Annotated in this window: 18 protein-coding genes and 3 pseudogenes; 8 read left to right on the top strand and 13 right to left on the bottom strand. The window is 66.3% G+C overall.

The genetic code is table 11. The features are described from left to right. Positions 1 to 192: 192 nt before the first annotated feature. Positions 193 to 639 carry a VOC family protein gene (locus V5F26_RS17375; protein ID WP_394947271.1) on the top strand — a complete coding sequence of 149 codons (447 nt, stop codon included), beginning with the start codon at positions 193 to 195 and terminating at the stop codon, positions 637 to 639. 166 nt (positions 640 to 805) lie between these two features. Next, positions 806 to 991: pseudogene (locus V5F26_RS17370) on the top strand (hypothetical protein); the annotation flags it as partial. Positions 992 to 1,156: 165 nt separating this feature from the next. Here V5F26_RS17370 and V5F26_RS17365 read toward each other — a convergent pair. The 5 genes from V5F26_RS17365 to V5F26_RS17345 all read right to left on the bottom strand — a co-directional run bounded on the left by V5F26_RS17365 (position 1,157) and on the right by V5F26_RS17345 (position 6,554). Beyond that, positions 1,157 to 1,456 carry a cupin domain-containing protein gene (locus tag V5F26_RS17365; RefSeq protein ID WP_394947272.1) on the bottom strand — a complete coding sequence of 100 codons (300 nt, stop codon included), beginning with the start codon at positions 1,454 to 1,456 and terminating at the stop codon, positions 1,157 to 1,159. Next, entirely contained in the window at positions 1,453 to 2,100 is a 648-nt protein-coding gene (locus V5F26_RS17360) for a class I SAM-dependent methyltransferase (protein ID WP_394947273.1), read from the bottom strand. Before V5F26_RS17360 ends, V5F26_RS17365 begins: the two co-directional genes overlap by 4 nt. A 54-nt stretch (positions 2,101 to 2,154) precedes the next feature. Further along, a complete protein-coding gene (locus tag V5F26_RS17355) occupies positions 2,155 to 3,438 on the bottom strand; it encodes an MFS transporter (protein WP_394947405.1) in 1,284 nt (427 codons plus the stop codon). A 5-nt stretch (positions 3,439 to 3,443) separates the two neighbouring features. Continuing rightward, entirely contained in the window at positions 3,444 to 5,597 is a 2,154-nt protein-coding gene (locus tag V5F26_RS17350; RefSeq protein WP_394947274.1) for a TonB-dependent receptor, read from the bottom strand. A 120-nt stretch (positions 5,598 to 5,717) separates the two neighbouring features. Continuing rightward, positions 5,718 to 6,554 (bottom strand): helix-turn-helix domain-containing protein, encoded by an 837-nt coding sequence (locus tag V5F26_RS17345; protein WP_394947275.1) that lies wholly within the window; start codon positions 6,552 to 6,554, stop codon positions 5,718 to 5,720. A gap of 240 nt (positions 6,555 to 6,794) precedes the next feature. Between V5F26_RS17345 and V5F26_RS17340 the strand changes: the two genes are divergently transcribed. From V5F26_RS17340 to V5F26_RS17330, 3 genes are all read left to right on the top strand, one after another. Continuing rightward, positions 6,795 to 7,721, top strand: a complete 927-nt coding sequence (locus V5F26_RS17340; RefSeq protein ID WP_394947276.1) for a helix-turn-helix transcriptional regulator — start codon at positions 6,795 to 6,797, stop codon at positions 7,719 to 7,721. Positions 7,722 to 7,847: 126 nt separating this feature from the next. Next, positions 7,848 to 9,956, top strand: a complete 2,109-nt coding sequence (locus tag V5F26_RS17335) for a TonB-dependent receptor (RefSeq protein ID WP_394947277.1) — start codon at positions 7,848 to 7,850, stop codon at positions 9,954 to 9,956. Between the two features lie 7 nt (positions 9,957 to 9,963). Further along, positions 9,964 to 11,124: an FAD-dependent monooxygenase gene (locus V5F26_RS17330; protein ID WP_394947278.1), complete on the top strand. Its 1,161-nt coding sequence runs from the start codon at positions 9,964 to 9,966 to the stop codon at positions 11,122 to 11,124. 3 nt (positions 11,125 to 11,127) lie between these two features. Here the strand turns inward: V5F26_RS17330 and V5F26_RS17325 are convergent, their stop codons facing one another. From V5F26_RS17325 to V5F26_RS17315, 3 genes are read right to left on the bottom strand one after another with little or no spacing between them, the layout of a single operon-like run. Beyond that, entirely contained in the window at positions 11,128 to 12,303 is a 1,176-nt protein-coding gene (locus V5F26_RS17325; RefSeq protein WP_394947279.1) for an FAD-dependent oxidoreductase, read from the bottom strand. Between the two features lie 5 nt (positions 12,304 to 12,308). Then, positions 12,309 to 13,550 carry an MFS transporter gene (locus tag V5F26_RS17320; protein WP_394947280.1) on the bottom strand — a complete coding sequence of 414 codons (1,242 nt, stop codon included), beginning with the start codon at positions 13,548 to 13,550 and terminating at the stop codon, positions 12,309 to 12,311. Then, entirely contained in the window at positions 13,550 to 15,592 is a 2,043-nt protein-coding gene (locus V5F26_RS17315) for a TonB-dependent receptor (protein ID WP_394947281.1), read from the bottom strand. Before V5F26_RS17315 ends, V5F26_RS17320 begins: the two co-directional genes overlap by 1 nt. Before the next feature lie 179 nt (positions 15,593 to 15,771). Here V5F26_RS17315 and V5F26_RS17310 point away from each other — a divergent pair, with 179 nt between their 5' ends. Then, positions 15,772 to 16,707, top strand: a complete 936-nt coding sequence (locus V5F26_RS17310; protein WP_394947282.1) for an AraC family transcriptional regulator — start codon at positions 15,772 to 15,774, stop codon at positions 16,705 to 16,707. A 422-nt stretch (positions 16,708 to 17,129) separates the two neighbouring features. Here V5F26_RS17310 and V5F26_RS17305 read toward each other — a convergent pair whose 3' ends face one another. Beyond that, positions 17,130 to 18,488, bottom strand: coding sequence for a tyrosine-type recombinase/integrase (locus V5F26_RS17305; RefSeq protein ID WP_394947283.1), 1,359 nt, complete (start codon positions 18,486 to 18,488; stop codon positions 17,130 to 17,132). Between the two features lie 491 nt (positions 18,489 to 18,979). Between V5F26_RS17305 and V5F26_RS17300 the strand changes: the two are divergent. Beyond that, a pseudogene (locus V5F26_RS17300) lies at positions 18,980 to 19,226 on the top strand (type IV secretion system protein); the annotation flags it as partial. Positions 19,227 to 19,270: 44 nt separating this feature from the next. Here V5F26_RS17300 and V5F26_RS17295 read toward each other — a convergent pair. Then, positions 19,271 to 19,561 carry a hypothetical protein gene (locus V5F26_RS17295; protein ID WP_394947284.1) on the bottom strand — a complete coding sequence of 97 codons (291 nt, stop codon included), beginning with the start codon at positions 19,559 to 19,561 and terminating at the stop codon, positions 19,271 to 19,273. Between the two features lie 159 nt (positions 19,562 to 19,720). Here V5F26_RS17295 and V5F26_RS17290 point away from each other — a divergent pair. After that, a pseudogene (locus V5F26_RS17290) lies at positions 19,721 to 19,888 on the top strand (transposase); the annotation flags it as partial. Between the two features lie 301 nt (positions 19,889 to 20,189). Here V5F26_RS17290 and ggt read toward each other — a convergent pair. The 3 genes from ggt to V5F26_RS17275 form a co-directional block, all read right to left on the bottom strand. Continuing rightward, a complete protein-coding gene (gene ggt / locus V5F26_RS17285; RefSeq protein ID WP_394947285.1) occupies positions 20,190 to 21,959 on the bottom strand; it encodes a gamma-glutamyltransferase in 1,770 nt (589 codons plus the stop codon). Between the two features lie 801 nt (positions 21,960 to 22,760). Continuing rightward, positions 22,761 to 23,972 (bottom strand): IS91 family transposase, encoded by a 1,212-nt coding sequence (locus V5F26_RS17280; protein ID WP_394947286.1) that lies wholly within the window; start codon positions 23,970 to 23,972, stop codon positions 22,761 to 22,763. Positions 23,973 to 23,985: 13 nt separating this feature from the next. Next, entirely contained in the window at positions 23,986 to 24,240 is a 255-nt protein-coding gene (locus tag V5F26_RS17275; protein ID WP_509210561.1) for a tyrosine-type recombinase/integrase, read from the bottom strand. Positions 24,241 to 24,245 lie beyond the last annotated feature (5 nt).

The raw sequence follows: 24,245 nt of genomic DNA, 5'->3' as shown, positions 1-24,245 counted from the left end.
TCGACAACCGCGAGCCGACGCGACGGCGTCGCATGACAGGGACTGTGACGATGAAGCAGGTTTACGGCGGCGCACGGTGGCAGGCGCAGGGTGACGGGCTCCGTGATGAGGCCGGAACCAGGCCTGCGCCTCTTTGCGGACGGCTCGATGGGGCTCGCGTTGTGCTCCCCCAGCGCCGAATGAGATTGAAGCATGACCGACAATACTCGATGCGGGAAGGCATCGTCTGGTTCAGCTCCCGGCGCTATCTGCACATGGCGCTGTGGAGCCGCTCCATCAGATCAAGGGCATCTTGAATGGCGTCCGGATGGACCGCAGCCTCCAGAACCTCCTCGACCCGCATCACTTCGGCATTCGCGGCTTCGGCCTTTGCTGCAGGAGAACCCAGAAGCGATCGTCTTCGACAGCAAGCCCGCTCCCTTCGCGGTCAGAAAGCCGCTCGTGGATCTGGATGCGGCACAAGGAAAATTGGGCTGGGGCATTGCCCTGTGGTTCGGCTGCGACGACGCCGATGCGCTGCATGAGGAGTTGAAGGCGGCAGGAATAGCCATCGCCTTCCCGCCGAAGGACGGCCCGTTCGGGCGATATTTTGCGTTTCGCGATCCGTTTGGCTACACGATCACGGTTCATACCGCATGACGACACGCTACTGAATCGGTGTCGCGAGCCGCGAGCATGTCAAAGCTGCCGAGACGGGTGGGTTTTGCCAGTTCTGTCACGGCCGGGAAGCGGGAGTCCGAAAGCTGTCGACTGGAGACGGCGTGATTTATTATTCGCCACGCGAACACATGACCTTTCCATCGAGACGGAGGGTGACACCCATACAGCCTCCGCACCTCGCCAAGAGGTGGTGGTCTCTGATGCTCGCGAGGAGGAGGACGACATCAGCCCCATCTCCGACCGACTGCTTACGGAGCTGACGACCCACCGCACTCTCGGCCGGCGCCATGCGCTCGGCGAACAGCCCGATATCGCCTTCTTCGCGGCAGTATCTGGTCCCGCCCGACCCGTCGCACTTCTCGACGGAAATCAACAGACTGAGCTTCCGATCGCTTGTGCGACACGGCCTGATGCTGGTTCCGCCCGGCGTCAGGCCGCCCGGCGATTTTTGCCGGCGTCTTCTGATGGCGTGTAGGCGATGCGGCCGCGTCCGGCATCATTCTGCGGCGCCGATGAGCAGGACACGCACAGTTCCGATGGACCAGACGGCGTGGACCGCGCCGGCGGGGACGATGAGATGGTCGCCGGCCTTGAGCAGCATTCGCTTGCCCGCGAGGTCCACTTCCACGCAACCGGACAGCACCACGGCCAGCTCATCGCTGCTTGCGCTATGGGGCGCGAGTTCTCCGTCGATCTCGCCTTCCACCACCATCATGCCAGCGAACGACCCGACCACGCGGCCACGGAAGCCCGGCATGACGATCTCGGACGGGTCGGGCGGCGCGCTCGGGCTCATGGCGTGACACCTTTCGCCGGCTTGTGGGCCACATGGAGGATGCCGCCCTTCGGAACGGCGAGGGCCTCAGGATCGACGAGGCCCGCTTCTCGGCTCCAGCGCGCCAGCGCCTCGGGCGCATCAAAGCGCATCCGCCGCGCCAGGGGGCCGAAGAACAGGCGGGCGGATTTCTCCATGTCCGGCGGCGTGGTGAGGATGGCGATGGTCCCGCCGGGGGCGGCGACCCGCGCCATCTCCTGGACGGCCGCGGCCGGATCCGGAAAGAAGAAGAAGGCGTTGAGGCAGTAGACGCGGGAAAATTCATCGTCCGCGAGGGGCAGGGCGGCGGCATCACCCGCCAGGACGCGCAGCCGGCCGCAGGCGAGCGCCTGCGCATTGGTCTCGGCAGTGGTGGCGCGCATGTCGGCGCTGTGATCGACGCCCACCGCGGACGCGATGCCGCGGGCGAGCGCGAGCGCCAGGAAGGCGCCGCCGCCGCATCCGACGTCCAGCACCGTGTCATCCGGTCCCGGCGGCACGTGCTCCAGAGCGAACTGGAAGCCGGCCTGATGACCGGTCGCATGGCGGTAGAGGGTCCGGCCGATGCGGCCGGACGGCCGTCGCGCCAGATGGTCGGTGATGCGGTCGACCCAGGTCGCCGTCATGGAGTCATCTCCTTCACAAGGGGGAGTGGGGCGGAGTGCCTTGCCGGCGCGACGTCAGAGCCCCTGGAGGGAGGGGCGTCGCGCCATCAGGGCGGCAAGGCCAAGGGTCAGCGCCGTGACCGCCAGCGCCCCGGCGAAGGCGCCGCCATAGCCGGCCGCGGAGGCAAGCCCCACGGCGAGGCTCCCGGCCGCCATGTCGCCGGTGACGTGGGCGCTTTGGAGGACGGTCACGTCGGTGCCGGCCTGACTGCCCTCAGCGGCGAAGCGCATGGCGAGGGTGGAGGCGGCGACCGAGATCATCCCGCCGCCGGTTCCGATGCCCACCGCCGCGAGCACGGCGATGGCGGTCAGCGGCGGCTGGGGCATCACAGCCAGCACGAGCCAGAGCCCGAGCGCGCCGATGCCGACACCGAGCCCGATGCCGAGCGCGCGCCACGTGCCCAGGCGCGCCACCGCCCGCGCGCCGAGCGGCGCGCCAAGGACGATCATGGCGCTTCCGCCCGCCGCTGCCAGCAGGCCAAGATGGGAGAGGCTCCAGCCCGCATCGGCGAGCATGAGGCGCGACAGGCCGGTGCCGGCGGACTGCGCCGTTCCATAGAGCAGGCCGAGCAGAAGGAGCAGCCCCACGCCCTTGCGTCGAAGCGTGTGGCGCACCCGCGCGGATGGCCGCGGCGCGGCAAGGGGCATGTCCGGCTCCCGCCAGGCCAGGGCCGGCACGAGGCACAAGGCGGCGATGCCCGCCAGCACCAGCACGGCGGTGGCATAGCCCAGATGGTCGGTAAGGATCAGCGCTCCGGCCCCGCCCAGCATGAAGCCCGCCATCATGCCGCCGGCCTGCAGGCCATTGGCGGTGGCGAGGCGGGGCCCCGCAAGGCTTTCGGCGGCAAGGCCGTCTGTGGCGGTGTCCTGCGTCGCCGCCGCCACCGAGCCGATGAGGAAGGCGGCGAGCAGCGGACCGACATTCTGCGCGGTGGGCGGCAGGAAGGCGCACACCGCCAGCGAGATCACCAGCACCGTCTGCATGGGCACGATCCAGCTGCGCCGGCGGCCGAGGCGGCGGGAGAAGCGGTTGTCCACCAGCGGCGCCCAGAGGAACTTGAAGATCCAGGGCAGCGCCGCCAGCGGCAGGAAGGCGATGGCCTCCAGCGGCACGCCTTGCTGGCGCAGCAGCACCGGCAGCGCCTCGAACAGGAAGCCGATGGGAATGCCCTGGGTGAGATAGAGGGCGCCGATGAGCACGAGGCCGGGCCCCGGCGCGCCCGTTGGTGTTGCGCCGTCCCGCTCCGTTTCCGGCAAGGTGAGCGGCGAGATGGAGGTTTCGATGGCGCCCATATCCATGGCGCTCACCACTGCGCCTTCACGGTGAGGCCCACCGTCCGTCCCGGGGCGGCGACCCCCATGTCGATGCCGGAATAAAGGAAATATTGCTGCAGATAGACGTCGTCGAGGAGGTTCTTGGCCCACAAGGTGGCCGACCACTGCTCCGCCTTGAGCCCCACGCGCGCATCCACCAGATGGGTGGCGGCCTGCCGATAGAGATTGTCGGGGTTGAAGGAATAGGAGCTGCGGTAGGTGTAATCGACGGCCGCCACGAAATTGAGGCCCGCCGCCAGGGGACTTTCCCAGCGCGCGCCGAGGCCGGCGCTGTTCTTCGGCGCGAAGGGCAGGGGATTGCCGGTATAGACGACGCCCAGCACGTCATCGACGAAATCGTCGTAATGGGTGTCGAGATAGCCGTAATTGGCGGAGAGGGTCAGGTATTCGGAGACCCGCATGGCCGCTTCCAGCTCCACGCCCTGGGACGTGGCCGCGGCGGCGTTGCGGATCACCCGCGTGAAGGGGCTTGTATAGATCACCGCCTGCTGGTCCTGCCAGTCGATGTAGAAGGCCGAGGCGTTGAAGGTGATGCGTCCGTCGAGCCAGGTGGTCTTGATGCCCACCTCGTAGGAGGTGGTCGTCTCTGGATCGTAGGTGTTCGCCGTGTTGTTCACGTCGATGAACGGGCTGATGCCGCCGGACTTGAAGCCCTGCGCGAACTTGGCAAAGGCGATGTTTCCTTCAGAGAAGGTATAGACCGCCGATAGCTCGGGGGAGAAATTGCCGAAATCCATGTCGCCGGAGGCATATCCCGGCGTGCCGAACATGTAGGTGCCGCTCGGGCTGGAAGTGGCCGCGCTGGTGTCCTTGATCTCATAAGTATAGCGCAGTCCGCCCACCAGTTCGAGGGCGGGGATGATCTTGTAGCCCACCTCGGCGAATGCGGCGAAGGTGTTGGTGGTCTGATCGAAGACCGAGCGGCTCCAAAGGGCTTCCGGTACGCTCGTGAGATCGAAGAATTGCGAACCCCTGAAATTCTCGTTCATGTAGAACAGCCCGCCGAGCCAGCGCAGCGGCCCGTCCGCGGTGGAGGTGAGGCGCAGGTCCTGGGTGAACTGGCGCTGAAACTCGGTCTGCGCCTGGACGAGATAGTCCGCGCCCGTGAAGTCGCCATCAAGCACGGACTTCATGTCATGGCCGCGATAGGCGGTGATGGAGGTGAGGCGCGCCCAGCCCATCTCGTGATCGATCCGGCCCATCACGCCGCCGATGTCGATCCGGTTGATGGGCGCATAATCGCTGCTGGACTTGGAGTTGAAGGCGAGCGGCAGGGTCGCGTACCACAGGCCGCCATCATTGTCGGTGTGGGAATAGTCCACCGCGATCTTCAACTTGGTGTCGGGCGATAGATGACCGGTTACGGTAAAGCGCGTGGCAAGGGCGTTCTCGTTGCCCACAGTGTCGCCGGTGGGCAGGTTGTCGATGTGGCCGTTGTCTCCCGTCCAGGAAAGAAAACCGCGCATGGCGAAGTCGCCTTCGCCAAATGCGGTGGTGAACGGCGTGTCGAAGGCGCCGCGGAGCCGGCCCGAGGGCCCGGTGCCGAAGCTCGCCTCCAATTCCGCGCCGGGATGGTCCGCGGGATCACGGAACACGAGGTTCACCGCGCCGCCGATGGTGTTCTTGCCATAGAGCGTCGCCTGGGAGCCGCGCACCACCTCCACCCGCTCGGTGTCGTCGAGATAGGTCGGGTAGCCGAACGGGCGGGCGATATAGACCTCGTCGAGGAACATGCCAACGCCGGGCTGTCGGTCGACGCCGCCCGACATACCGAGATTGCCGACACCGCGGATAGTGAGCGGGCCGCCCTGGCCGGAGAACGCCGTGTTGGGGCTGCGGACTGCGGCGTCCTCCAGCGTCTCCACCTTGCCCGGGCCGATATCCTCCCGCGGCACCACAGTGACCGCGACCGGCGCGTCCTGGGCCGCTTCCTCACGGCGCCGCGCGGTGACGGTCACCTCGTCGAGGGCGATGGAGGAGCCGTCCGTGGGCAGGTCCTGAAGGCCTGTGGCTTCCTGGGCAAGGAGCGCGCCTTCCGGGATCAGAAGGAGCGAGGCGCTCCAGAACAGCGCATGGGCTGCAACCCGGCGTCCGCGTGGCAGCGCGTGGCGATCATGACGCATCTCGTATCCCAAATCTCAAATATCTACTGGAGTCTTTTTGGAACGCACCTCATCCATTGAACAATGGGCAGGGCTTTCGGGTTCGCGACTTTGTCTTTCGGGTTCGCGAACTTCCGCAATTCAGTCACCGTTTCTTTTATTTCTTCCAATCAGCGCGCTCGGGGCGTGGCCGAACCGGCGCTTGAACTCGGTGGAGAAATGCGCGGGCTGGTAGCCGAAGCTCTGGGCCACCCGCGACACGGAGGTCTCCCCTGCCTCGATCATGCGCTTGGCCTCGTCTAGCCGGCGGCCCTTTACGAAGCTGTAGACCGGCGCGCCGAACAGGTCGGCGAAGCCCTGGCTGAGCTTGCGCGCATTGGTGCCGACGCGCCGGGCGAGGGCGGTCACCGTGGGCGGATCGGCCAGCTCCGCCAGCAGGATCGAGCGTGCGGCGTGGAAGCACTCGATGTCACGCGCTGACCAGGTGCCGGATGGCGCGGCGGGGGTGGCGGCATCCGGCCCGAGGAAGCTCTCGCCCATCATCTCCAGGGCCTTGCCGGCGAGGTAGAGCCGTCGGGCGGGCCCGGAAAGGGTGCATCCGCGCATCTGCCAAGCCACCGTGCGGGCGAGGTCGCTGACGCGGCCCATATAAGAGGGGCAATGCTCCAGGAGATGGAGCGCGTCGCCGCCGATCACCGCCTCCATGTGGTCGGGCGCCACGCGCACGAAGACGCCGGAGATCACGCAATCCTTCCGCGCGTGATGAAGCGTCGCGACGGCCTGCTGCGTCTTGAAGCGCGTCGTCGCCCCCGGCCCCCAATCGGTGTCGCCGACAAACTCCGTGCGCACGGAAAGCTCGCCTTCCAGCACGGTGCCAAACCAGATGCCAGGCGGAATGATGGTCTCCCAGCGCTGGTCCTGCCGGACCGGGACGCTGTCGATCATCACCGTCATCCCGCAGGCGTCGATCACCTCCATCGCCGCGCCCTCCTTTGCCCCATGGTAAGAGGTAGTCCGCGGTGCTTCAATGAGATGAGGGCAGGATGGAGCGCGTAAAAACTGGTCTTTGACTCCGCCTATCCTGCGGCAGGCTCCAGCTTAAATCTGGAGTTATTCCAAATCCTATTTCGAATGACGATCTACAGCCCCCGGGGGCAGTCTTCTATTGTGTCCCTTCTGGCTCAACCCTCCCGTGGTCAGGAGACGGACGAAACGCTCATGGACCTCGTGCATCGCCACATTTCGCTCAACGAGTTGCGCGCGCTTCTGGACAGCCCGTTTGCGTCCGCGCACGGGGCAGATGCGCGCTTTCACTCCGTGGAGGTGGAGGCGGGGCTGTTCCTGCTCGCGCGGGAGATGTCCATTGATGCACCATTCCTGTTCGAGAGCGAAAGCTTTCCCGCCTGCACGCTCTCGGTGGTGCTCGACGGCGCCGCCACCTCCCAGACCCGTGGCGTGGAGGCGGGCTTTCGCCCCAACGAGGTCTGGATCGCTTCCGACAATGACCGCCGGCCGTGCCGCACAATGCTCCATGGCGGCCAGCCCGTGCGCACCGTGGAGCTGGTGGTCACGCCGGAATGGCTCGCCGCCTCCTCCCGTCCCGGGTCCGAGGCTTTCGACCCGCTGCGCGCGGCCATGGAGCGGCCCCTCAGTATCACCCGCAGGCCGATCGATGGGCATCTCAGGCGCATTGCCTGGCAGGTGCTCCAGGCCCCCGCGACGCCGGGCCTTGCCGCCCTGGTGCTGGAAAGCCGCGCGCTCGACCTGCTGGTGGCCCTCGTCGATGCCGTGGGCGACGGCGAGACCGGGAATGCGGATGCGCTCAGGAGCCGCGATCGCGACCGCATCATGGCGGTGCGGGCGCGCATCGATGACCACCCGGCGAGTATCGTGAGCCTCACCGGCCTTGCGGAAGCCTTCGGCATGAGCGCGAGCAAGCTGAAGCGGGACTTCTTCAGCGCCTTCGCCACCTGCGCCGGCGCCTACGTGAACGAGCGGCGCCTGCTCCTGGGGCGCGCGCTCATCGAACGGGAGGGGCTGTCGGTGTCCGAGGCCTCCTACCGGGCGGGATACGGACATCCGTCCAATTTCTCCACGGCCTTCCGCCGCCGCTTCGGCTTTGCGCCCTCTCGGCTGAGGCGCTGAGCCGCGCGCATATGCAATTGGACTGATGGCATACGTCTTTCAAGTCCAACCCATTGGGTATGTTTGCGAAAAGTCGGGTCGAGATATCCGGCGCCGTGCCCGGCGCCCATCCGGGGATTTCGACCAATGGCCCACGCCTCACGCCTGACTGTCCTTCTTGCCGCCATCGCTCTGCCGGCGACCGCCGCCGCACAGGAGGCGGAGGCGACCATCGAACTCGACGAGCTCACCGTCGAGGCCATGCGCCGAGCCCAGCCGTTCCTGGATGTGCCGGCGAGCCTGCGCGTCTTCACCGAAAAGGACATCGAGGCGCGCACCATCGAGCGGCTGGAGGATGCGTTCGACGCCAGCGTCAACACGCTGATGCGCAGCCAGCGCGGCGGCAACGACGCCTCGGTCATCTCCATCCGCGGCGTTTCAAACACCGCCTTCGGCACCGATCCCACGGTGGCCATCTATCGGGACGGCGTGTTCGTGGGGAACGACGCAACCTTCAACCTCACCATGGTCGATCTCGACCAGATCGAGATCCTGCGGGGCCCCCAGGGCACCCTCTATGGCCGCAACGCCATCGCCGGCGCGGTGAATGTGCGCAGCGCCCGGCCGGAGCTGGACGCCACCTATTCCAAGTTCGACGTGCTTTTCGGCACCGACATGACCCTACAAGGGCGCGCCGTGGTCAATGCCGCTCTCGGGACCGACCTTGCGGTGCGGGCCGTGGCGTTCGGCGATTATTCGGACGGCTGGGTGCCGAACCTCGCGGACGGCGAGGAGTATGACGGCGCCAAGGACGGCGGTGGGCGCATCCAGGTGGTGGGGCGTCCGAGCGATGCGCTGGAGCTGCTGTTCTCGGCGGACTATGCCACCGACCAGGGCAGCCGGGGCAATCGCGGCCCCTTCGGCACCGTCTGGCAGGACGGCTACAACGCCGCCATCCCTTACGTCTCCAGCATCTCGAGCTACGGCACCTCGCTTCAGGCCACCTACGATGCCGGCAGCGTCGATCTCATCTCGGTGACCGCCTGGCGCGGCGCGGAAGGGGAGGGCGAGGGCGGCGATTTCACGCCATCCCCCTTCCGGCAGAACGGCTTCACCCGTGACTACGGGCAGGCCTCCCAGGAACTGCGCCTTGTCGCCAAGCCCAACGCCACGCTGGACTGGACCGTCGGGACCTTCTTCTTCGGCTCGGACGACACGCGCTACGAATATACGGGCTTCAACTTCGCGCTGCCGGCCAACAGCTTCTATCCCGGCCAGCCGACCTTGCCGGCCGGCTATGAGGAAGGCACCAATTCCAACCTGTTCGGCTGGTCGGCCGCACTGTATGGTGATGCCACCTGGCACCTCACGGAAAAGCTCGACGTCCTCGCCGGCGCCCGCCTCAGCTACGATCATCGCGAGATCGACTATGACCACCAATCCAACGTTTCCGGCGTGACTCTTGGTGCCCCAGCGCAGAAGCTGTCCCAGTCCATGGACAGCACGGACCTGTCCCCCAAGATCGGCTTGGCCTACGAGATCGCCCCCAAGGTGCGGGCCTATGCCACCGTCTCGCGGGGCTACAAGGCGGGCGGCTACAACCTGTCCTTCGCGCCCACGGCGGACCTTTCCTACGACGCGGAAACCGCCTGGAATTATGAGGGCGGGGTGAAGGCCTCGCTCCTCGACGGCAAGCTCGACGTCTCCGCCTCCCTGTTCTACTTCGATTGGCGGAACCAGCAGATCTATTCGTTCAACGGCTATTCGGTGTGGATCGCCAATGCGCCGAAGTCCCGCAATTACGGCGTGGAGATCGAGATCAAGGCGCGGCCCATGGAAGGGCTGGAGCTGTTCGCGGGCCTCGGCTTCCTCGACGCCCGCTTCATCGATGCGCCGGCCTCCCAGAGCGGCGGCAATGCGGATGGCAACTGGCAGCCGCTCGCCTCGAAATATTCCGTGTCCCTGTCGGCGCAATATACCCGCCCGCTCACCGCCCAGCTCAACGGCGTCGCGCGGGTGGACTGGAACTGGCGCTCGTCCTTCTATTTCGACGTGGACAACACCATCGAGCAGGACGCCTACGGCATCGTGAACGCGCGGCTCGGCGTCGAGGCCAAGGATTGGAGCGTCTATCTCGTGGCGCTCAACCTGTTCGACCAGGACTATTACACCGTGGCCACCGACAACGGCTACGGCCCCTATGGCGCGCCCGGGGATCCGCGCATGATAGGCGTCCAGGCCCGCGCGCGCTTCTGAGGCCACCATGCACATCCTCATTGTCGGCGCCGGGCCGGCGGGCTTGGCGCTCGCCCTGGGTCTGGCGCGCCGGGGCGTCAAGGCGACGCTCGTCGAGCGGGCGCCCAGCCTCAATACCGGCGGCTATGTGGTGAGCCTCCAGGCCAATGGCTGGGACGTGGCGCAGCGGCTCGGCATCCTGGCGGAGCTGCGCCGGCGGGCCTTGCCGGCCGCCGATTCGGTCTATCGCGACGGCGCCTCCGGGCGCGAGCTGTTCCGGTTCCGCCAGGAGGTCATCTCGGACCTCACGGGCGGCAAGATGCTCCACGTGCCGCGGGACACCCTTGTCGGCCTCCTCGCCGAGGCTCTTGCCGCCGAGGGGCATTGCGGGCCGCGCTTCGGCATCGAGGTGACGGCGCTCAGCCAGGATCCCGCTGGCGTGGATGTGCGCTTCAGCGATGGCGGGCAGGGCCGCTTCGATCTGGTGGTGGGGGCGGACGGCACGAACAGCCGGCTGCGGACCCTCGCCTTCGGGCCGAGGCCGGCGTTCGCGCGGCCCCTGGGCTATCGCGGCGCCGCATGGCGCATGGGGTCCGATCTGCGACTCGATCCGCCCTATGAGGGCTATATGGAGGTGGGGCGGCAGGCGATCCTCTATCAGTCCGGGCCGCAGGAGCTCTCCACCCTCCTGTGCTGGCGCAGCGAGGAGGTCGGGGTGGTCCAGCCCGGCGCGCGGCATCGCACGGTCGCGGCGGCCTTCGCCGGCACATGGCCGGTGCTGCGTCGCCTCATCGATGGCGATGTGGATTGGGACGCGGCCTATCTCGACACCCTGTGCCAAATCGAGATGCCCAACTGGTCGAGCGGCCGGGTGGCATTGGTGGGCGACGCGGCCTGGTGCCTCTCCTCCCTCTCGGGGCAGGGGGCCTCCATGGCCATGGCTGGCGCCTTCCTGCTTGCCGAGCGGCTGGGGCAAGGCACCCTCGCGGACGTGCTCCAGGGATGGGAGGCGCATCTGCGGCCCGTCATCGCGTCGGTGCAGCGCCATGCACGGGCCTCCGCGCGCAGCTATGTGCCGCGCAGCCGTGGTGGCTTGTGGCTAAGCCGGCATCTCCTGCCGGTGCTGATGTCGCGGCCGGTGCTGAAGCTGAGGGCGCGGGCGCTGGTGGCGCCGAGCCTTCTTCAGTGAGCTTCAGCCCGCCTCTGCCGCGGGCCCTTGCGCCGCAAGGATCTCGGCATTGACCGCGTTGATGAAGTAGCGCCCGATCCATTTGCGCGGCACATGGCGCATAAAGAAATTGCGCAGCTCGAAGGCCACCGGCGAGCGCGGCACGAACATGCCGGCCATCTTCCGGCTGCGGTCCTGAAGGCGCGCGATGGAGGGGCGCAGGCGCGCCTCGTGCTCGGCCAGCGCGTCCGCCACGGGCGCGCCGGACAAGGCATCGGCCAGGATCGCCGCCGAGGTCAGCGCCATGCCGGCCCCCTGGCCGGAAATGAGCGTGAGGCAGTGGGCCGCGTCGCCCAGCAGCAGCACGCGGCCCTTCGACCAGCGCGGCAGCTCCACCAGGGCCAAATCGTCCACCAGCACCGCCGCGCCTTCCGCTCGCGCGGCGGCGAGCTGGGCATGGACGGCCGGATGGCTGCGGGCGCAGACCGCCTCGATGAGGCCCCAGCGCTCCGAAGCGGGCACCGGCCCCGCCGCCTGGGAATGCCAGACATGAAGCGCCGCGACCCGGCCTTCCGCGAGGGTGTAATATTCTGCAATATGACCCGGCTCCGTATAGGAGACGAAATCGGCGCCGAGGCCGAGGCGGTCCGTCAGCTCGTACACGGCGAAGCGATAGCCGAGCGGCTTCAGGCATTCCCCTGCCGGGGCGATCAGGCGCTCGCGCAAGGCGGAGCGCATGCCGTCGGCGAGAAGCACGATATCGGCATTGCAGGTGGCGCCGTCCGAGAGGGTGACGCGGGCCTCGTCCGCGCCGTCCTCCACATCCTGGATGGTGGTGCCGAGGCGCACGTCCACGCTGGCGGGCAGGTCGGAGCGCAAGGCGTCGATCAGGTCCGTGCGCCGCATCACCAGATAGTCGAGCCCCTTGATGAATTCCTGGAAGTGGAGGCGCATCACCTCCCGGCCCTTGCGGTCCCGGTAGACGTTCTCGTTCACGTGGTAGGCAAGGGGCTGAAGCTTCGGCAAAAGGCCCATCCGCGCAGCGGCGGCATGACCGGGGCCGGACAGGCTCATCATGTAGCCGCCCGACCTCAGGTCAGTGGCGCGCTCCACCACGGTGACGCGCCAGCCGGCACGGGAGAGCCACCAGGCGGCGGCGAGGCCGGCGACGCCGGCTCCGGAGATGACGACGGACGGCATGGTGATTACACCTTCGGTTCAAGGACGGGGTGGGAGAGGCCCGGCGATTGGCGGATGAGCAGCAGGCGGATGCCCATGAGGCCCACTGCCGCGATGCCGGCCGCAGCGAGAAACGCAGGGCCATAGCCCAGGCGGCCGGCAACGAGCGCGGCCCCATATCCGGCGAGGCCGGCCACGGCGGCGTCGGCGCATTGGAACACCGTGAAGTCGACGCCCGCCTGCTTGAGCGAGGACCAGCCCATGAGCAGCGCGTAGAGGCAGACGAAGCCGGTGGCCATGGCCAGTGTCTTGACCACCACCAGGCCGGCCAGGATGCGCACGTCGGCGCCTGCCGTGACGGCGCCGGCAAGGGCGAGGAGCGCGGCGACCTGTCCGCCGGCCGCCGCGAGAACGGCGCTCTGCGCCCCCAGGCGCCGCACCAGCGCGCCGCCCAGCGCCGTGCCGAGGAGGCCCGCCCCGACCGCGCCAGCGCCGTTGACCATGCCCAGGACCGTCAGATCGAGCCCCCGATCCACCAGCAGGGGACCGGCGAGCATCTGAACCAGCCGCACGCCCGCCTCGAACAGGAGCGTGACGAGAAGCCCGCGCCGCACGTCCGGCCGGCGAAAGGCGTAAGCGAGCGAGGGCCGGTGGGCTTGCGCCCCAGCGGCGCGCGTCGGCTCCCGGCCGAGCAGGAAGGGCGTGGCCAGCAGCAGGACGGCCCCGGCCATGATGGCCATGGCGAGCGTCCATCCGGCCCGGGGCACGAGCATCAGGAAGGCGCCACCGCCCAGCACCATGCCCAGATAGCCGCCGCCCACCTGCGCGGCGTTGCCCCATCCCCGGTCGGTGGCGGAAAGCTGCTCCACCGCGAATGCATCAACGGCGATGTCCACCGTCGCCGAGGCGAGCGCCACCAGGGCCAGCAGCGTGAACAGCACCTGGGTGTTGTCCGATCCCGCAAGGGCGAGGACCGCGAGGCCGAGGGCGCAGGCAAGCTGGCCGCGCGCCACCACCTGCCGCGAGCGCCGCGCGCCGTCGGGGCGGATCCGGTAGCGCTCCACCCATGGCGCCCATAGGAACTTGAGCGCCCAGGGCAGCATGAGGAGCGAGACGAGGCCGAGCTTTTCCAGCGGCACGCCCTCGGCGCGCAGCACCGCGGGAATGCCCATGAAGGTGAGCCCGCCCACCAGGCTCTGCGCCACATAGACACCGCCGATGGCGGCAAGGATCTTGAAAAGCGGCTGGCGCGCCGGGATCTCGGCCATCAATAGCTGCCCCGCGGCGTCAATCCGACGAGCCGGCCCTGGGCGACGTTGGAGAAGACGTTGGCGCCCGAGGCGTAGCTGTAGGTGCGGTAGGTCTCGTCGAAGAGGTTCTCCGCGAACAGCTTCAGGCTGACCCCCGAGGTCCAGGCCAGCTCAACGGCGGCATCCACCGTGGTGTAGGCGGGCTGGGAGAGGGTGTTGGCCTCGTTGAAATAAGTGGTGCTCACATAGTGCACCGCCCCTTCCACCGCGATGGTGCCGTCGATGAGCTTCTGGTCGAGGAGATAGCGTGCGAACAGATTGGCCGTGGCGTCGGGCGCGTAGGGCACGGTGTTGCCGTCATAGCTCTGGCCGGTGGTGGGATCGGAGAAATCGGTGAATGTCGATCGTCCATAGGTGGCGGTGGCGGCAAAGCTCAGGCGCTCGGAGGCGCGCCAGCGCGCCTCCAGCTCGACGCCATAGCTCTCCGCCTCGCCCACATTGCGGATCACCTGGAAGCCCACCGGGCCCACATAGATCTGCTTGTTGTCGGAGGCGATGTAATAGAGCGCGGTGGACAGCTCGACGGACCGGTCGGGGGTCGCCGTGCGCAGACCGATTTCATAGTTCCACGCGGTTTCCGGCTCGTAGGCCTCCGCGTCGTCCGGATAGGTTACGGCGTGGTTGAAGCCGCCCGGCTTGTAGCCGCGCGAGATCAGCGCATAGGCGCGGGTGGTGTCGGTGAATTGGTAGCCGAGCGCCAGTTTCGGCTGGAGGCTGGTGAAGTTCGCCGAGTTGGTGAAGCTGCCGGCATAATAGCCGTAATAATTGCCACCCCAGCGCGTGAAGTCGATGGAGCTTTCATCGTAGGACAGGCGCAGGCCACCGGTGATGTCCAGTCTCTCGGTGATCTTGTAGGTGGCTTCTCCGAACGCTGCATAGCTGTTGGTGTCCACCGCATTGCGCGAGGGCCCGTAAAAAGGCGAATAGCCGTCCGCTTCCCGGGTGAAGGCGTCGTGCTGGTAGAACAGGCCCATGACGGAGGTGAGCGGTCCGCCGGCGTCATAGACCAGGCGCAACTCCTGGGAGAAGGCTGCGTCGGTCTCCGGGAACGACATGAGCAGGCCGGGGCCGGCCGCGATGTCGCGGGTCATGTCCACGTCCTGGTAGGAGGAGATGGAGGAGAGCTTGAAGTCCCCGAAGCGCCAGTTGCCCGTCGCTGAGACCGTGGAGACGGTGCGGTCCAGCAGCGGCACAGGCCCCTGGAGCGTGCTGAAATAGGCTCGATTTCCGACTTGGTTATCAAGCAGGTAGAGTTCCTCGTGGCTTTCCGTGTGCTCGCGGCTGAAGGCGAGGGTGCCGTCGAAATTGCCGCCCGTGGGGGCGTAGCGCAGGGCGACGCGGCCGATCATGTCGGTGGAGGTGTCGATATTGCTGGCGCCGGTGGAGATGTCGTCCACCGAGCCGAAGGCGTGCTCGGCCTTCACCGCGACGTCGAGATAGGTGCTCCCGGGCACCACAGGCAGCGTACCCGCCAGCTCGCCCCAGGATTCGGGCGTCCCGGCGGTGAGGCTGAGATCCACCCGACCGCGATCGGACTTCTTGGTGATGATGTTGATCACGCCGCCATAGGCGTTGCGGCCGTAGAGCGTGCCCTGCGGGCCGCGCAGGAACTCCACCCGCTCCACATCCACCAAGGGCTGGGTGAAGGCGGACGGCAGCTGCGGGACGCCATCCACATAGATCTGCACCGTCGGATTGTAATAGTCCGGCGAGGACATGCCGCGCGCGGTGATGTTGGCGTAGGCGCGGTTGCCGCGCGTGCGGATGACGAGGCCGGGAAACACCTGCTCCAGGTCCGCGACCGTGGTGACGCCAGCCTCGCGAAGCTGGTCCGCGGTGCGCACGGAGACGGCGCCGTCCACGTCCTCCAGCTCCTGCGCGCGCTTGTTGGCGGTGACGGTGATCTCATCGAGATTGATCTCGGCTCCCGTCCCGGAGCTTGCATCCTGAGCAAAGCCGATACTGGGAACAAGTATCGATGGAATAAGTGAAATCGACAAAGCGATCCGGTTCCGCCGCGTTGTTAAGAGCATCTCTAAACTATTCCTGTCCGTTCGCGCTTGTCTTCTTCATTCGCTATGCTTGTCGCGCGGAGCTGTCTAACGCTTTCGGGGGCTGAGGTTTGCAGATCCGGGACTTTTCGCGGGAGAATGCGCTGACGATGGACGGACGAACCTCGATGACCGTTCCCCCCCAGGCCGGGTATGCGGACTGGCTGACAGCCGCTGCCCCCGCTGTGGAGATTCTCGGCTGGGAGCGGCACATGAGCGTGGACGACCTCGGTGAAGGGGTCTCCATCGCCATGCTCGACATCGTGCCGCCGGAGGACGCCGTGATCGCGGTGGAGGGGCCGCCGACCTTTTCCATCTCCATCTTCCTGGATGGCGAGGGGACGCTGGCGATTGACGGAGGCCAGCCCTTGATGATCACGCCTGGCACGGCCGTCGTCTGCGCCACCGATCAGACCGTCAGCGGTATCGACACCATCCGCGGCGGCATGCGCCTGCGCATGATGGATGTCCGCTTCGCACCGGCCGTGCTGCAGGGCCTGGGCGGCCCGCTATGGCAGCGCTATGGCGGCGCGCTTCTCACCGACCGCAGCGTGCCGGAGCGCGGCGCCGTGATGGTGGGCTTTCCCGCGCCTGCGGCGCTGCTTCAGGTGGCGCTCCAGATCACCTCGTGCGCCTATTCCCATCCGGACCTCCGGCGGCTCTATCTCCGGGCCAAGGCCCTCGAGCTTCTTGCGGTGGTGGTCGGCACGTTCCTCAATGCGGGCCAGTCTGCCATTCGGGCCGAACGCTCCCTTCCCAAGATCGCCGAGGCGCAGCAGCTGATCGAAGGGCGCCTGCACGAGCCCTGGACCATTGCCCGTCTCGCCCGCGCGGTCGGCCTGAACGAGAAGAGCCTAAAAGCGGGCTTCCGCACCCATGTGGGCCAGTCCATCCATGCTTATCTCACGAAGGTCCGGATGGAAGCGGCCGCTCATATGCTGGCCGAGGGCCAGAGCGTGACCGAGGTGGCGTTGGCGACCGGCTTCACCAATCTCAGCCATTTCAGCAGGACCTTTCGCAAGGCGACCGGCCTTCCGCCGAGCGCCTTCGCCCGCCGCACGTGAGGTCCAGGAAGGGCAGGGAGCACCCTGGGCATCTTTCAGGGCTATGGTCACGCGCCAGCTTGCGGCTTTGCTGCGGTAAGGAGATCGTCAGACAAAGCCCTGGCGATTCTGAATGGCGTTACAGCACCATCCCTCCGTCATTTCCAAGCTGTTGCGGGTGCGGGGCCGACGGTGTGGCATCGGTTCTTGGAAGGGTCGTCACGGACCGTTTGCCTAACGCGGTCCGGAAGCCGAACGGCTCTGTTCCGCCAAGCGTGCTCAGGCGTCCAAGGTCGATACTGTCCCGGCCATAGATGCAGTCCTGCGCGAAGTACGGCAGGTCGTTGGCATACGTGAGGCCGCCTCCTGAGCGAGGAATCTCCTGGTCGGAAAGCTCTTTGATCCGCCGCGGGCGCATATCGGTCCGTGGCAGACCGCCGACCTTAAGCGGCAAGATGCCCGCTTTGGTCCAACTCTGCATCCTCATCGCCGGCGACCCTCCGGAGAAACCGGGCCAACGCTGCTTTCCGGGAGCCTCGATCAAGCGCATAGGCAGTCTGCTTGAACTCAATTCCGTCGAGCAGCCCCTGGATGTAGCCCGAGATGGTGTCTGCGGCCATGATCAGAGCTGTGTCGAGCGTATGGATGTAGTTGCTGGTGACGGATCCCTTCGCATGGCCAACCAAGGCGGCGATGGTGACCTCGGTGAAACCCAGATCGTTCGCGATGCTGGCGAAGCTGTGGCGGAGGACGTGAGGGCTGATGTCAGCCAAGGGCGAGTTGGCGAAGATCTTCCCCCAGTGATTGGGGAAGCTGCCGAATGCGCTCTCGCCGCCCCGGCCGGGGAAGACGTAATCTCCGATCGCCTCTTTCCGACGCCTCTCCAGATATTCCACCACGGGTAGCCCAATGGGTCGGACGGAACGTCCCTCCTTGCTATCCTTCAGGCGCAGGCAACTGCAAGCCGTATCGGCTTCATCCCATCGCAGCGTTACCATCTCCATGCGCCGGCAGCCGGTGAGGGCGATCTGGCGGATGATCTCGACAGACATCCGGTAGTTCTCGTTCTTGGAAGCTGTGTTGAGCAGGTCGCCGAGGACGCGATATTCGGCTTCGCTCAGTCGCCGGGCGCGGACATTGTCCTTCGGCCGCCGCACGCCGTGTGCCGGGTTCGTTTCGATAATCCCGGCTTCGACCGCATAGGTGAGGATGCCGCCCAACAGACCGATTGTCCGCGTAGCTGTGCCGGCCCCGCCTCTCACGATGGACTTGCCGCGCAGGTTCTTCGTCATGACGGTGACACGCGTCTTCCCTGCCATGATGTCCTTCATGGCCTTCGTAATGTCGGCTTTCGTCAGGTCCCTGACGCGACGCGAGCCGAGGAGGGGAACGATATGACGGTGGATGCGGCCGAGATCGGAGGCGATCGTGCCCGGCTTCTTGGAGCGGCCACCCTTTCCGAGGATGAGACCCGCTTGCAGATCTGCAAGGTAGAGGTCACAGAGTTCCTTGACTGTGAGTGCTTTCCGATCGAGCAGCCGTTCTTCGGCCGGGTCGTCGCCTTGCGCGATCCGGCCCAATTGCGCCTTGGCTTCCTGGCGCGCGCGTTCCGGTGTCCACACTCCGTGCAGCCCGATCGTGAACCGGCGTGATCGGCCAGCCGACCGATACTGAAGGACGTAGCTTCGCTTTCCGGACGTGAAAACCCGGAGGCCAAAGCCGGGGAGCTCATCGTCCCAGATCACGTAGTCCTTGGCGCCGGCTTCCGCGGCATCGACGGCCCTTTTGGTGAGCTTAGCCATGGAGATCCTCCGCACCGGTCGCCCCGTTTCGCGTAAGCACCACGTAAGCAACGGGAAGAAAGTGGTAGCGAGGAGAAGCGTAGCCTGGGCTAGCGTGTGCCACAAATTCTTTTTCAATAACAGTATGATGGCGCATCATCTCGCGCTCCATCGTGATTTCGACGGAGCTACCAGTAGTCCCTCCGAAGGCGGAGGCCACACGTTCGAATCGTGTCGGGTGCGCCATCACAACTAAGGATTGTTTTGGCAATCGAGTGGCAGACGCCCGTTTTTGTCCTCACGCTGGAAGCTGATTGGCCGTCTTGGAAGGGTCGTGACGCGGCCCCTAGCTGCATCCGAATCCCGTCTGCCCCAAAATTCGACAGGGTATGAGACGCGCGGCTTGGCGCCCCTGGCTCCTACGGTGAATTGCGTGCCACGAGGACGGTAGACCTCCTACACCTCGCTGGGGCGATCAGGTCTTCCTTTAGAAGCACCGGGACAGCTTCCGTCTTTCGTCTCGCCGCGGCCTGATCAAGGGCGAGGTGACAGGCTTCTCCTCCATCCTGATCGCCCTCGACATCACGCTCGCCGGCCTGTTCTGGGCCTCGAGCGCCGACGAGGATGTGATGCGCAGGCTGGTGAGGAAGACGCTCGCCGTCGGCCTTTTTTGCCTGGATCATCGGCAACTTGAACGCGCTCACGAAAATCGTGTTCGAGAGCTTCGCCGGGCAGGGCCTCAAGGCCGGCGGCTCCGCCTGAGAACGGACCTTGGGAAAGTCCGGTTCCGGCAGGAAGGTTCATCACTCACGTTCGAGACAACCACGCATCTCGCCAGCCGCTCGGATGAAAAACTCTTTATCTGTGTTGAGGTATTTTAGCTGCGTCAGGAAATACCCATAACGGTTGGCGAAGACATCGTGGTCGCCAAATGCAGTCGCATAAGTCCACATCCGCGCTGCCATGATGAAGTCGCCGATCGGACCGGCCGCGGCATAGGCCGCGGTGTTTTCCCACGGCGCCGAGAAGTCCAGCAGCCACCCCTCACGGCACGCTCCGCCAAGAGGATGACTGAAGAGGCTGAGTTGGAGCATCAGCGGGGCGAGGACGGAGCAGGCTTCACCCACGTCGCCGTAGACGGGCTATCGCCCTCTCCGACCAGGACATTGGCGGCGTGGAGCTCACTACGACGAAGCCTACCCTCCTTGCGCAAATCGCCGGCCAAGGCGTCGGTGGAGACCGTAGTGAAGGACATGCGCCGATGGACACGGCGGCACTTCTCGGCCGAGGACAAGATCAGGATCGTGCTGGACCGGCTGCGCAGCGAGGACAGCATCGCCGAGCCGTGCCGCCGCGAAGGGATCGCACAGAGCCTGTACTCCACCCGGTCGAAGGAATTCATAGAGGCGCGCTGGAAGCGCACGATGTCTCCATGAGGCCCACGCCCATTGGGTCAAGATCGAGGCACCTTGTGATGCTGTCGCCGGCCCGGAGGAGCGGACGTCGGATCCCGGCAAGGGCTTTGATCAAGTGCAGTTCGATGACTAGCTCGATCGTCGTCGAAGAGTGACGCGCGGGATCGGCTAAGCTGCGGCGCACGACGTCTGGTGTGCAGCCGTCGACGTCTGCCTCGACGAATGTGCGGCCATTGGCGCGTTCGCCTGGCATCAGACAGCTGCTTGCTTTGTTTCGTGACCCCTATTGGTGCATGGAGCTTTCGGCTTATTGGGCGATTGCAGCTCCTGCGGGCCGGCGATTGTCATTAGCCCCATAGATGGCGCCGGGCTCCGGCGTCCAAAGTCGCGCGGTGTCAGCGGCGGAGGACGGATGCTGCGACCTCGGGGGCGCCGCTGTTGGAAACTGGATTGCCTCCACCGCGCTCCACGGCCGCTGGACCGCCACCTTGTGTCCGCGCGCCTCCAGCAGCCGCACCGTGTCTGGAGAGAGGGCGTAGGGCTCGGCATAGATCACGTCCGGCAGCCATTGATGATGGGTGCGAGGGGCGTCCACCGCCTCCTGCACGTTCATGCCGTGGTCGATGACGTTGAGGATGGTCTGAACGACCGAGGTGACGATGCGCGGGCCGCCGGGCGAGCCCAGCACGAGAACGGGTTTGCCGTCGCGCACGAGGATGGTTGGGCTCATGGAGGAGAGTGGGCGCTTGCCCGGAGCGATGGCGTTGCGCGCGCCCTGGACGAGGCCAAAGGTGTTTTCGCCGCTGATCTTGGTGGTGAAGTCGTCCATGGTGTCGTTCAGCAGCACGCCCGTGCCGGGTGCCATGACCCGCGCGCCGAAATAGGCGTTCAGCGAGGTGGTCACGGCGACCGTGTTGCCTGCTGCGTCCGCCACTGAATAGTGCGTGGTCTCCGTGCCCTCATGGAGCACGACGCCGGCATCATCCAGCTTCGAGGCGTCGGCATGGTGGGGATCGATGCGCCGGCGGATGGCAGCCGCATAGTCCTTGGACAGGAGCCGATCCAGCGGATTGCTGCCGAAGGCGGGATCGGTCAGGACAAAATTGCGATCGATGAAGGCATGGCGCATGGCCTCGGCCATAAGGTGCACGGTGTCGGCGGCGCCGAAGCCGCTGTCCGAAAGCGGGTATCCCTCCAGAATGTTGAGGATCTCGCACACGGCGGTCCCGCCGGCGCTCGAGGGGGCGGCGGTCAGGATCTCATAGCCGCGATAGGTGCATCGGACGGGCGGCCCCACACGGACCTTGTAATCCTGGAAGTCCTTGTCGCTCAGAATTCCGCCGCCGACAGCGCTCGCGGCGGCCATGCGGCGCGGGATCTCGCCATCATAGAAGGCAGAGACCCCTTGAGCGGAAATGGCCGCAAGGGTTTGGCCAAGATCCGCCTGGACCAGGCGGTCGCCGGCTTTCAGGGGCTCGCCGTCCTTCAGGAAGATCGCGGACAGGGTGGGGTCCGCGCGAAAATCCGCGGTGCCGGCCCGCAGAATGGCGGCATCGCCAGGGGAAAGAACGTAGCCGTCTCGGGCCAATGCGATGGCGGGAGCCATCACCTCGGCGCGTGTCATGGAGCCGAAGCGCTGAAGCGCGGTGTCGAGACCAAGCACGGAACCAGGAACGGCAACCGCCCGCCATCCCCTTACGCTCGCACCGGGAATGACATTGCTGTTCTTGTCCAGATACATGTCCGCCTGCGCAGAGCCCGGGGCGGCCTCGCGGAAATCGATGAAGGTCGATGTGCCATCGGCTTGCCGAACGACCATATATCCGCCTCCGCCGAGATTGCCGCAGCAGGGATGCACCACAGCAAGCGCATAGCCCACGGCCACCGCGGCATCGATCGCATTGCCACCCTGGCGCAGAATGTCGGCACCGACTTGAGCGGCAAGGGACTGCTCGCTGACCACCATGCCGCCTTCGCCCTCCACTGGTGTAGGCGACACGGCGTGAGCCTGCGGCGCAAAGGCGATCAGCAGGCATCCGAGGAAAGCGAAAGTGAGAATGGCGGTGTGATGCTTCATCAAGAAAGACCGTCAGCGGAATGTGATTCAGGTCGTGTTTTTAGGCCTGGGTGGTGACACACTATCAGGCTCAGTTTTCCCAGCCGGTGAATACCGTTCATTTCGGCCTGAGCTGCTGATTCTCCACCAGATTTGGGGAAGGTCCGTCGATCACGGAGACGAACGATGCGCGCCTCACGGTTCACGGCGGAGATGGGTATTCGGTCCTGATCTCTTGACCTGTTTGCGGTCCTCCGCGGCGCAGCGGACGATCGGGGCCTGACCGAGATCGCTATACCTCGGCCTCAAGAATCTCGCCTCTAACCCGGTATCGGCCAGCCGTTTTCAGGTTGGGGCAGGCAACAACTCCGGTCTCTGGGACCGGGGCAGCGGCGCCATCGCGCCAGGCCACCTTGCTTGTTAAACGTCTGTTGTCCGGCTCCGACGCCGACGTCCGAAGCTGTGAAGGGTTTCGGATGCCGGCCCGATCGCGAGGGTGGGTCTGGGCGCGCGGGCTGGCCTCGGAAAGCCTCCAGGGGAGGAAACCGCGGTCCGACCTGCACGACGGTTGAGGTCTTCGCGGTGCTATGGGGATTTGAGGCACGCGTCGACGGGGAAGATACCGATCGAGGGGCGGATATCCGGGCACATGGTGGTGCCGACCCTCTCCGATCGTGTCCGGGGGGCGCGCGGCGGCGACGTCTTTGCGGCGCCACGATGACGATGGGCGCGGCCTTTCCGTTGACAGAGCGCACACGGCCCCGATGCCGGAGATGGCATGGCCTGCGACGAGAGCCTGATACCGGGGAACGGGAGCGGCGCTCATGAGCTGTCGATCCTGATGGGGGCGGCGGACCAGGTCCGCGGTAGTGATCCGCGAGCGAAAGTCTCGATGATGGTCATGAGGCCACCGCAGCAGGGGCACCACGGCCGCTCGTCGGCTTTCTCCTGCTCAGCAGAAGACGCCGGGTGCGCGCTCTCACTTTTCGCTTTGAGCAGCGCGCGGATCTTAGTGATGTTGGCGGCGCGGACCGCGCTGGCGAACAGGCCGTGGTGCCGGATGCGGTGGAAGCCGTTGGGCAGGACATGGAGCAGAAAGCGGCGGATGAACTCATCCGCCGGCAGGGTCATGGCCTTGATCCCGCCGTTGCCCGTGGCCTGGGCCCGGGCGCGATAATCCTTCCAGCGGAAGGTGACTCCGTGGGCATGCCTGGAGAGAAGCCGGCTGTTGGTGATCGCCACGCGGTGGGTGTAGCGCGACAGATAGGCCAGCATCGCCGCGGGTCCCGCGAAGGGGCGGTTGGCATAGACCTCCCACTCGGCGCGGCGCAGGGGCGCGAGCATCGCCTCGAAGGCAGGCGTCTCCGCCAGTGGTGTGAGATCGCCGAAGAGGGCGAGCCGGCCGGTGGCGTGGAGCACCCGAAGGCCGTCGAGGAAGCGCCGCCGGAACAGGCGGGACAGCACCCGCACATGCAGGAAAAAGCGGGCCCGGCCGGCGATCCAGCGGGAGCCGTCGGCAGACAGGCCCCCGCCGGGCACCACGGCATGGATGTGGGGATGATGGGTCAGTGCCGATCCCCAGGTCTGGAGCACGGCGGTGATGCCGATGCGGGTGCCAAGATGCTTCGGATCCGCTGCGATGGTGGCCATCGTCTCGGCCGAAGCCTTGAATAGCAGATCGTAGATCGTCGCCTTGTTCTGATAGGCCACGGCACTGATCGCGGCCGGCAGGGTGAAGACCAGATGATAATAGGGCACCGGCAAAAGCTCGGCCTGGCGGGCGGCCAGCCAGTCCCGGGCCGTGGCTCCCTGGCACTTGGGGCACTGCCGGTTGCGGCAGGAGTTGTAGCCGATCTCCACATGGGCGCAGTCGGTACAGCGCGGCAAATGCCCGCCGAGCACCGCCGTGCGGCAGGAGCGGATTGCCGACATCACCTTCAGCTGGCCGCGGCCGAGATGCCCGGCATGCGCCCTCTCATAGGCGTCGCCATGGGCGTTCACGGCATCCGCGACCTCAAGCGCAGGCCGCGCCATGGACCGGCACGGACTACAGGGGTGGTGGCGTCAGCAGGGAGAGCGGGCTCTCCACCTCGCGTAGGGTCTTCAGCGCGACGCGGGTATAGACGGCCGTGGTGTCGAGCTTCCTGTGGCCGAGCAGCACCTGGATGACGCGGATATCGGTGTTGCGCTCCAGCAGGCGGGTGGCGAAGCTGTGCCGCGGGGTGTGCATGGACACACGCTTGTCGAGCCGAGCGGCGGAGGCCGCCGTCCTGCAGGCCCGGTCGAGCTGGCGGGTGGTGATCGGCT

This window comes from Xanthobacter variabilis, from assembly GCF_043831965.2.
Classification (GTDB): Bacteria; Pseudomonadota; Alphaproteobacteria; order Rhizobiales; family Xanthobacteraceae; genus Xanthobacter.
This window is presented reverse-complemented; position numbering and strand designations above follow the sequence as displayed.

Coding starts and splice junctions, on each gene's coding strand:
- V5F26_RS17360 (WP_394947273.1), bottom strand. CDS start 2,100: ATGACGGCGACCTGGGTCGACCGCATCACCGACCATCTGGCGCGACGG.
- V5F26_RS17350 (WP_394947274.1), bottom strand. CDS start 5,597: ATGCGTCATGATCGCCACGCGCTGCCACGCGGACGCCGGGTTGCAGCC.
- V5F26_RS17310 (WP_394947282.1), top strand. CDS start 15,772: ATGACCGTTCCCCCCCAGGCCGGGTATGCGGACTGGCTGACAGCCGCT.
- ggt (WP_394947285.1), bottom strand. CDS start 21,959: ATGAAGCATCACACCGCCATTCTCACTTTCGCTTTCCTCGGATGCCTG.
- V5F26_RS17375 (WP_394947271.1), top strand. CDS start 193: ATGACCGACAATACTCGATGCGGGAAGGCATCGTCTGGTTCAGCTCCC.
- V5F26_RS17335 (WP_394947277.1), top strand. CDS start 7,848: ATGGCCCACGCCTCACGCCTGACTGTCCTTCTTGCCGCCATCGCTCTG.
- V5F26_RS17330 (WP_394947278.1), top strand. CDS start 9,964: ATGCACATCCTCATTGTCGGCGCCGGGCCGGCGGGCTTGGCGCTCGCC.
- V5F26_RS17320 (WP_394947280.1), bottom strand. CDS start 13,550: ATGGCCGAGATCCCGGCGCGCCAGCCGCTTTTCAAGATCCTTGCCGCC.
- V5F26_RS17340 (WP_394947276.1), top strand. CDS start 6,795: ATGGACCTCGTGCATCGCCACATTTCGCTCAACGAGTTGCGCGCGCTT.
- V5F26_RS17280 (WP_394947286.1), bottom strand. CDS start 23,972: ATGGCGCGGCCTGCGCTTGAGGTCGCGGATGCCGTGAACGCCCATGGC.
- V5F26_RS17305 (WP_394947283.1), bottom strand. CDS start 18,488: ATGGCTAAGCTCACCAAAAGGGCCGTCGATGCCGCGGAAGCCGGCGCC.
- V5F26_RS17345 (WP_394947275.1), bottom strand. CDS start 6,554: ATGGAGGTGATCGACGCCTGCGGGATGACGGTGATGATCGACAGCGTC.
- V5F26_RS17365 (WP_394947272.1), bottom strand. CDS start 1,456: ATGAGCCCGAGCGCGCCGCCCGACCCGTCCGAGATCGTCATGCCGGGC.
- V5F26_RS17295 (WP_394947284.1), bottom strand. CDS start 19,561: ATGCTCCAACTCAGCCTCTTCAGTCATCCTCTTGGCGGAGCGTGCCGT.
- V5F26_RS17355 (WP_394947405.1), bottom strand. CDS start 3,438: ATGGATATGGGCGCCATCGAAACCTCCATCTCGCCGCTCACCTTGCCG.
- V5F26_RS17325 (WP_394947279.1), bottom strand. CDS start 12,303: ATGCCGTCCGTCGTCATCTCCGGAGCCGGCGTCGCCGGCCTCGCCGCC.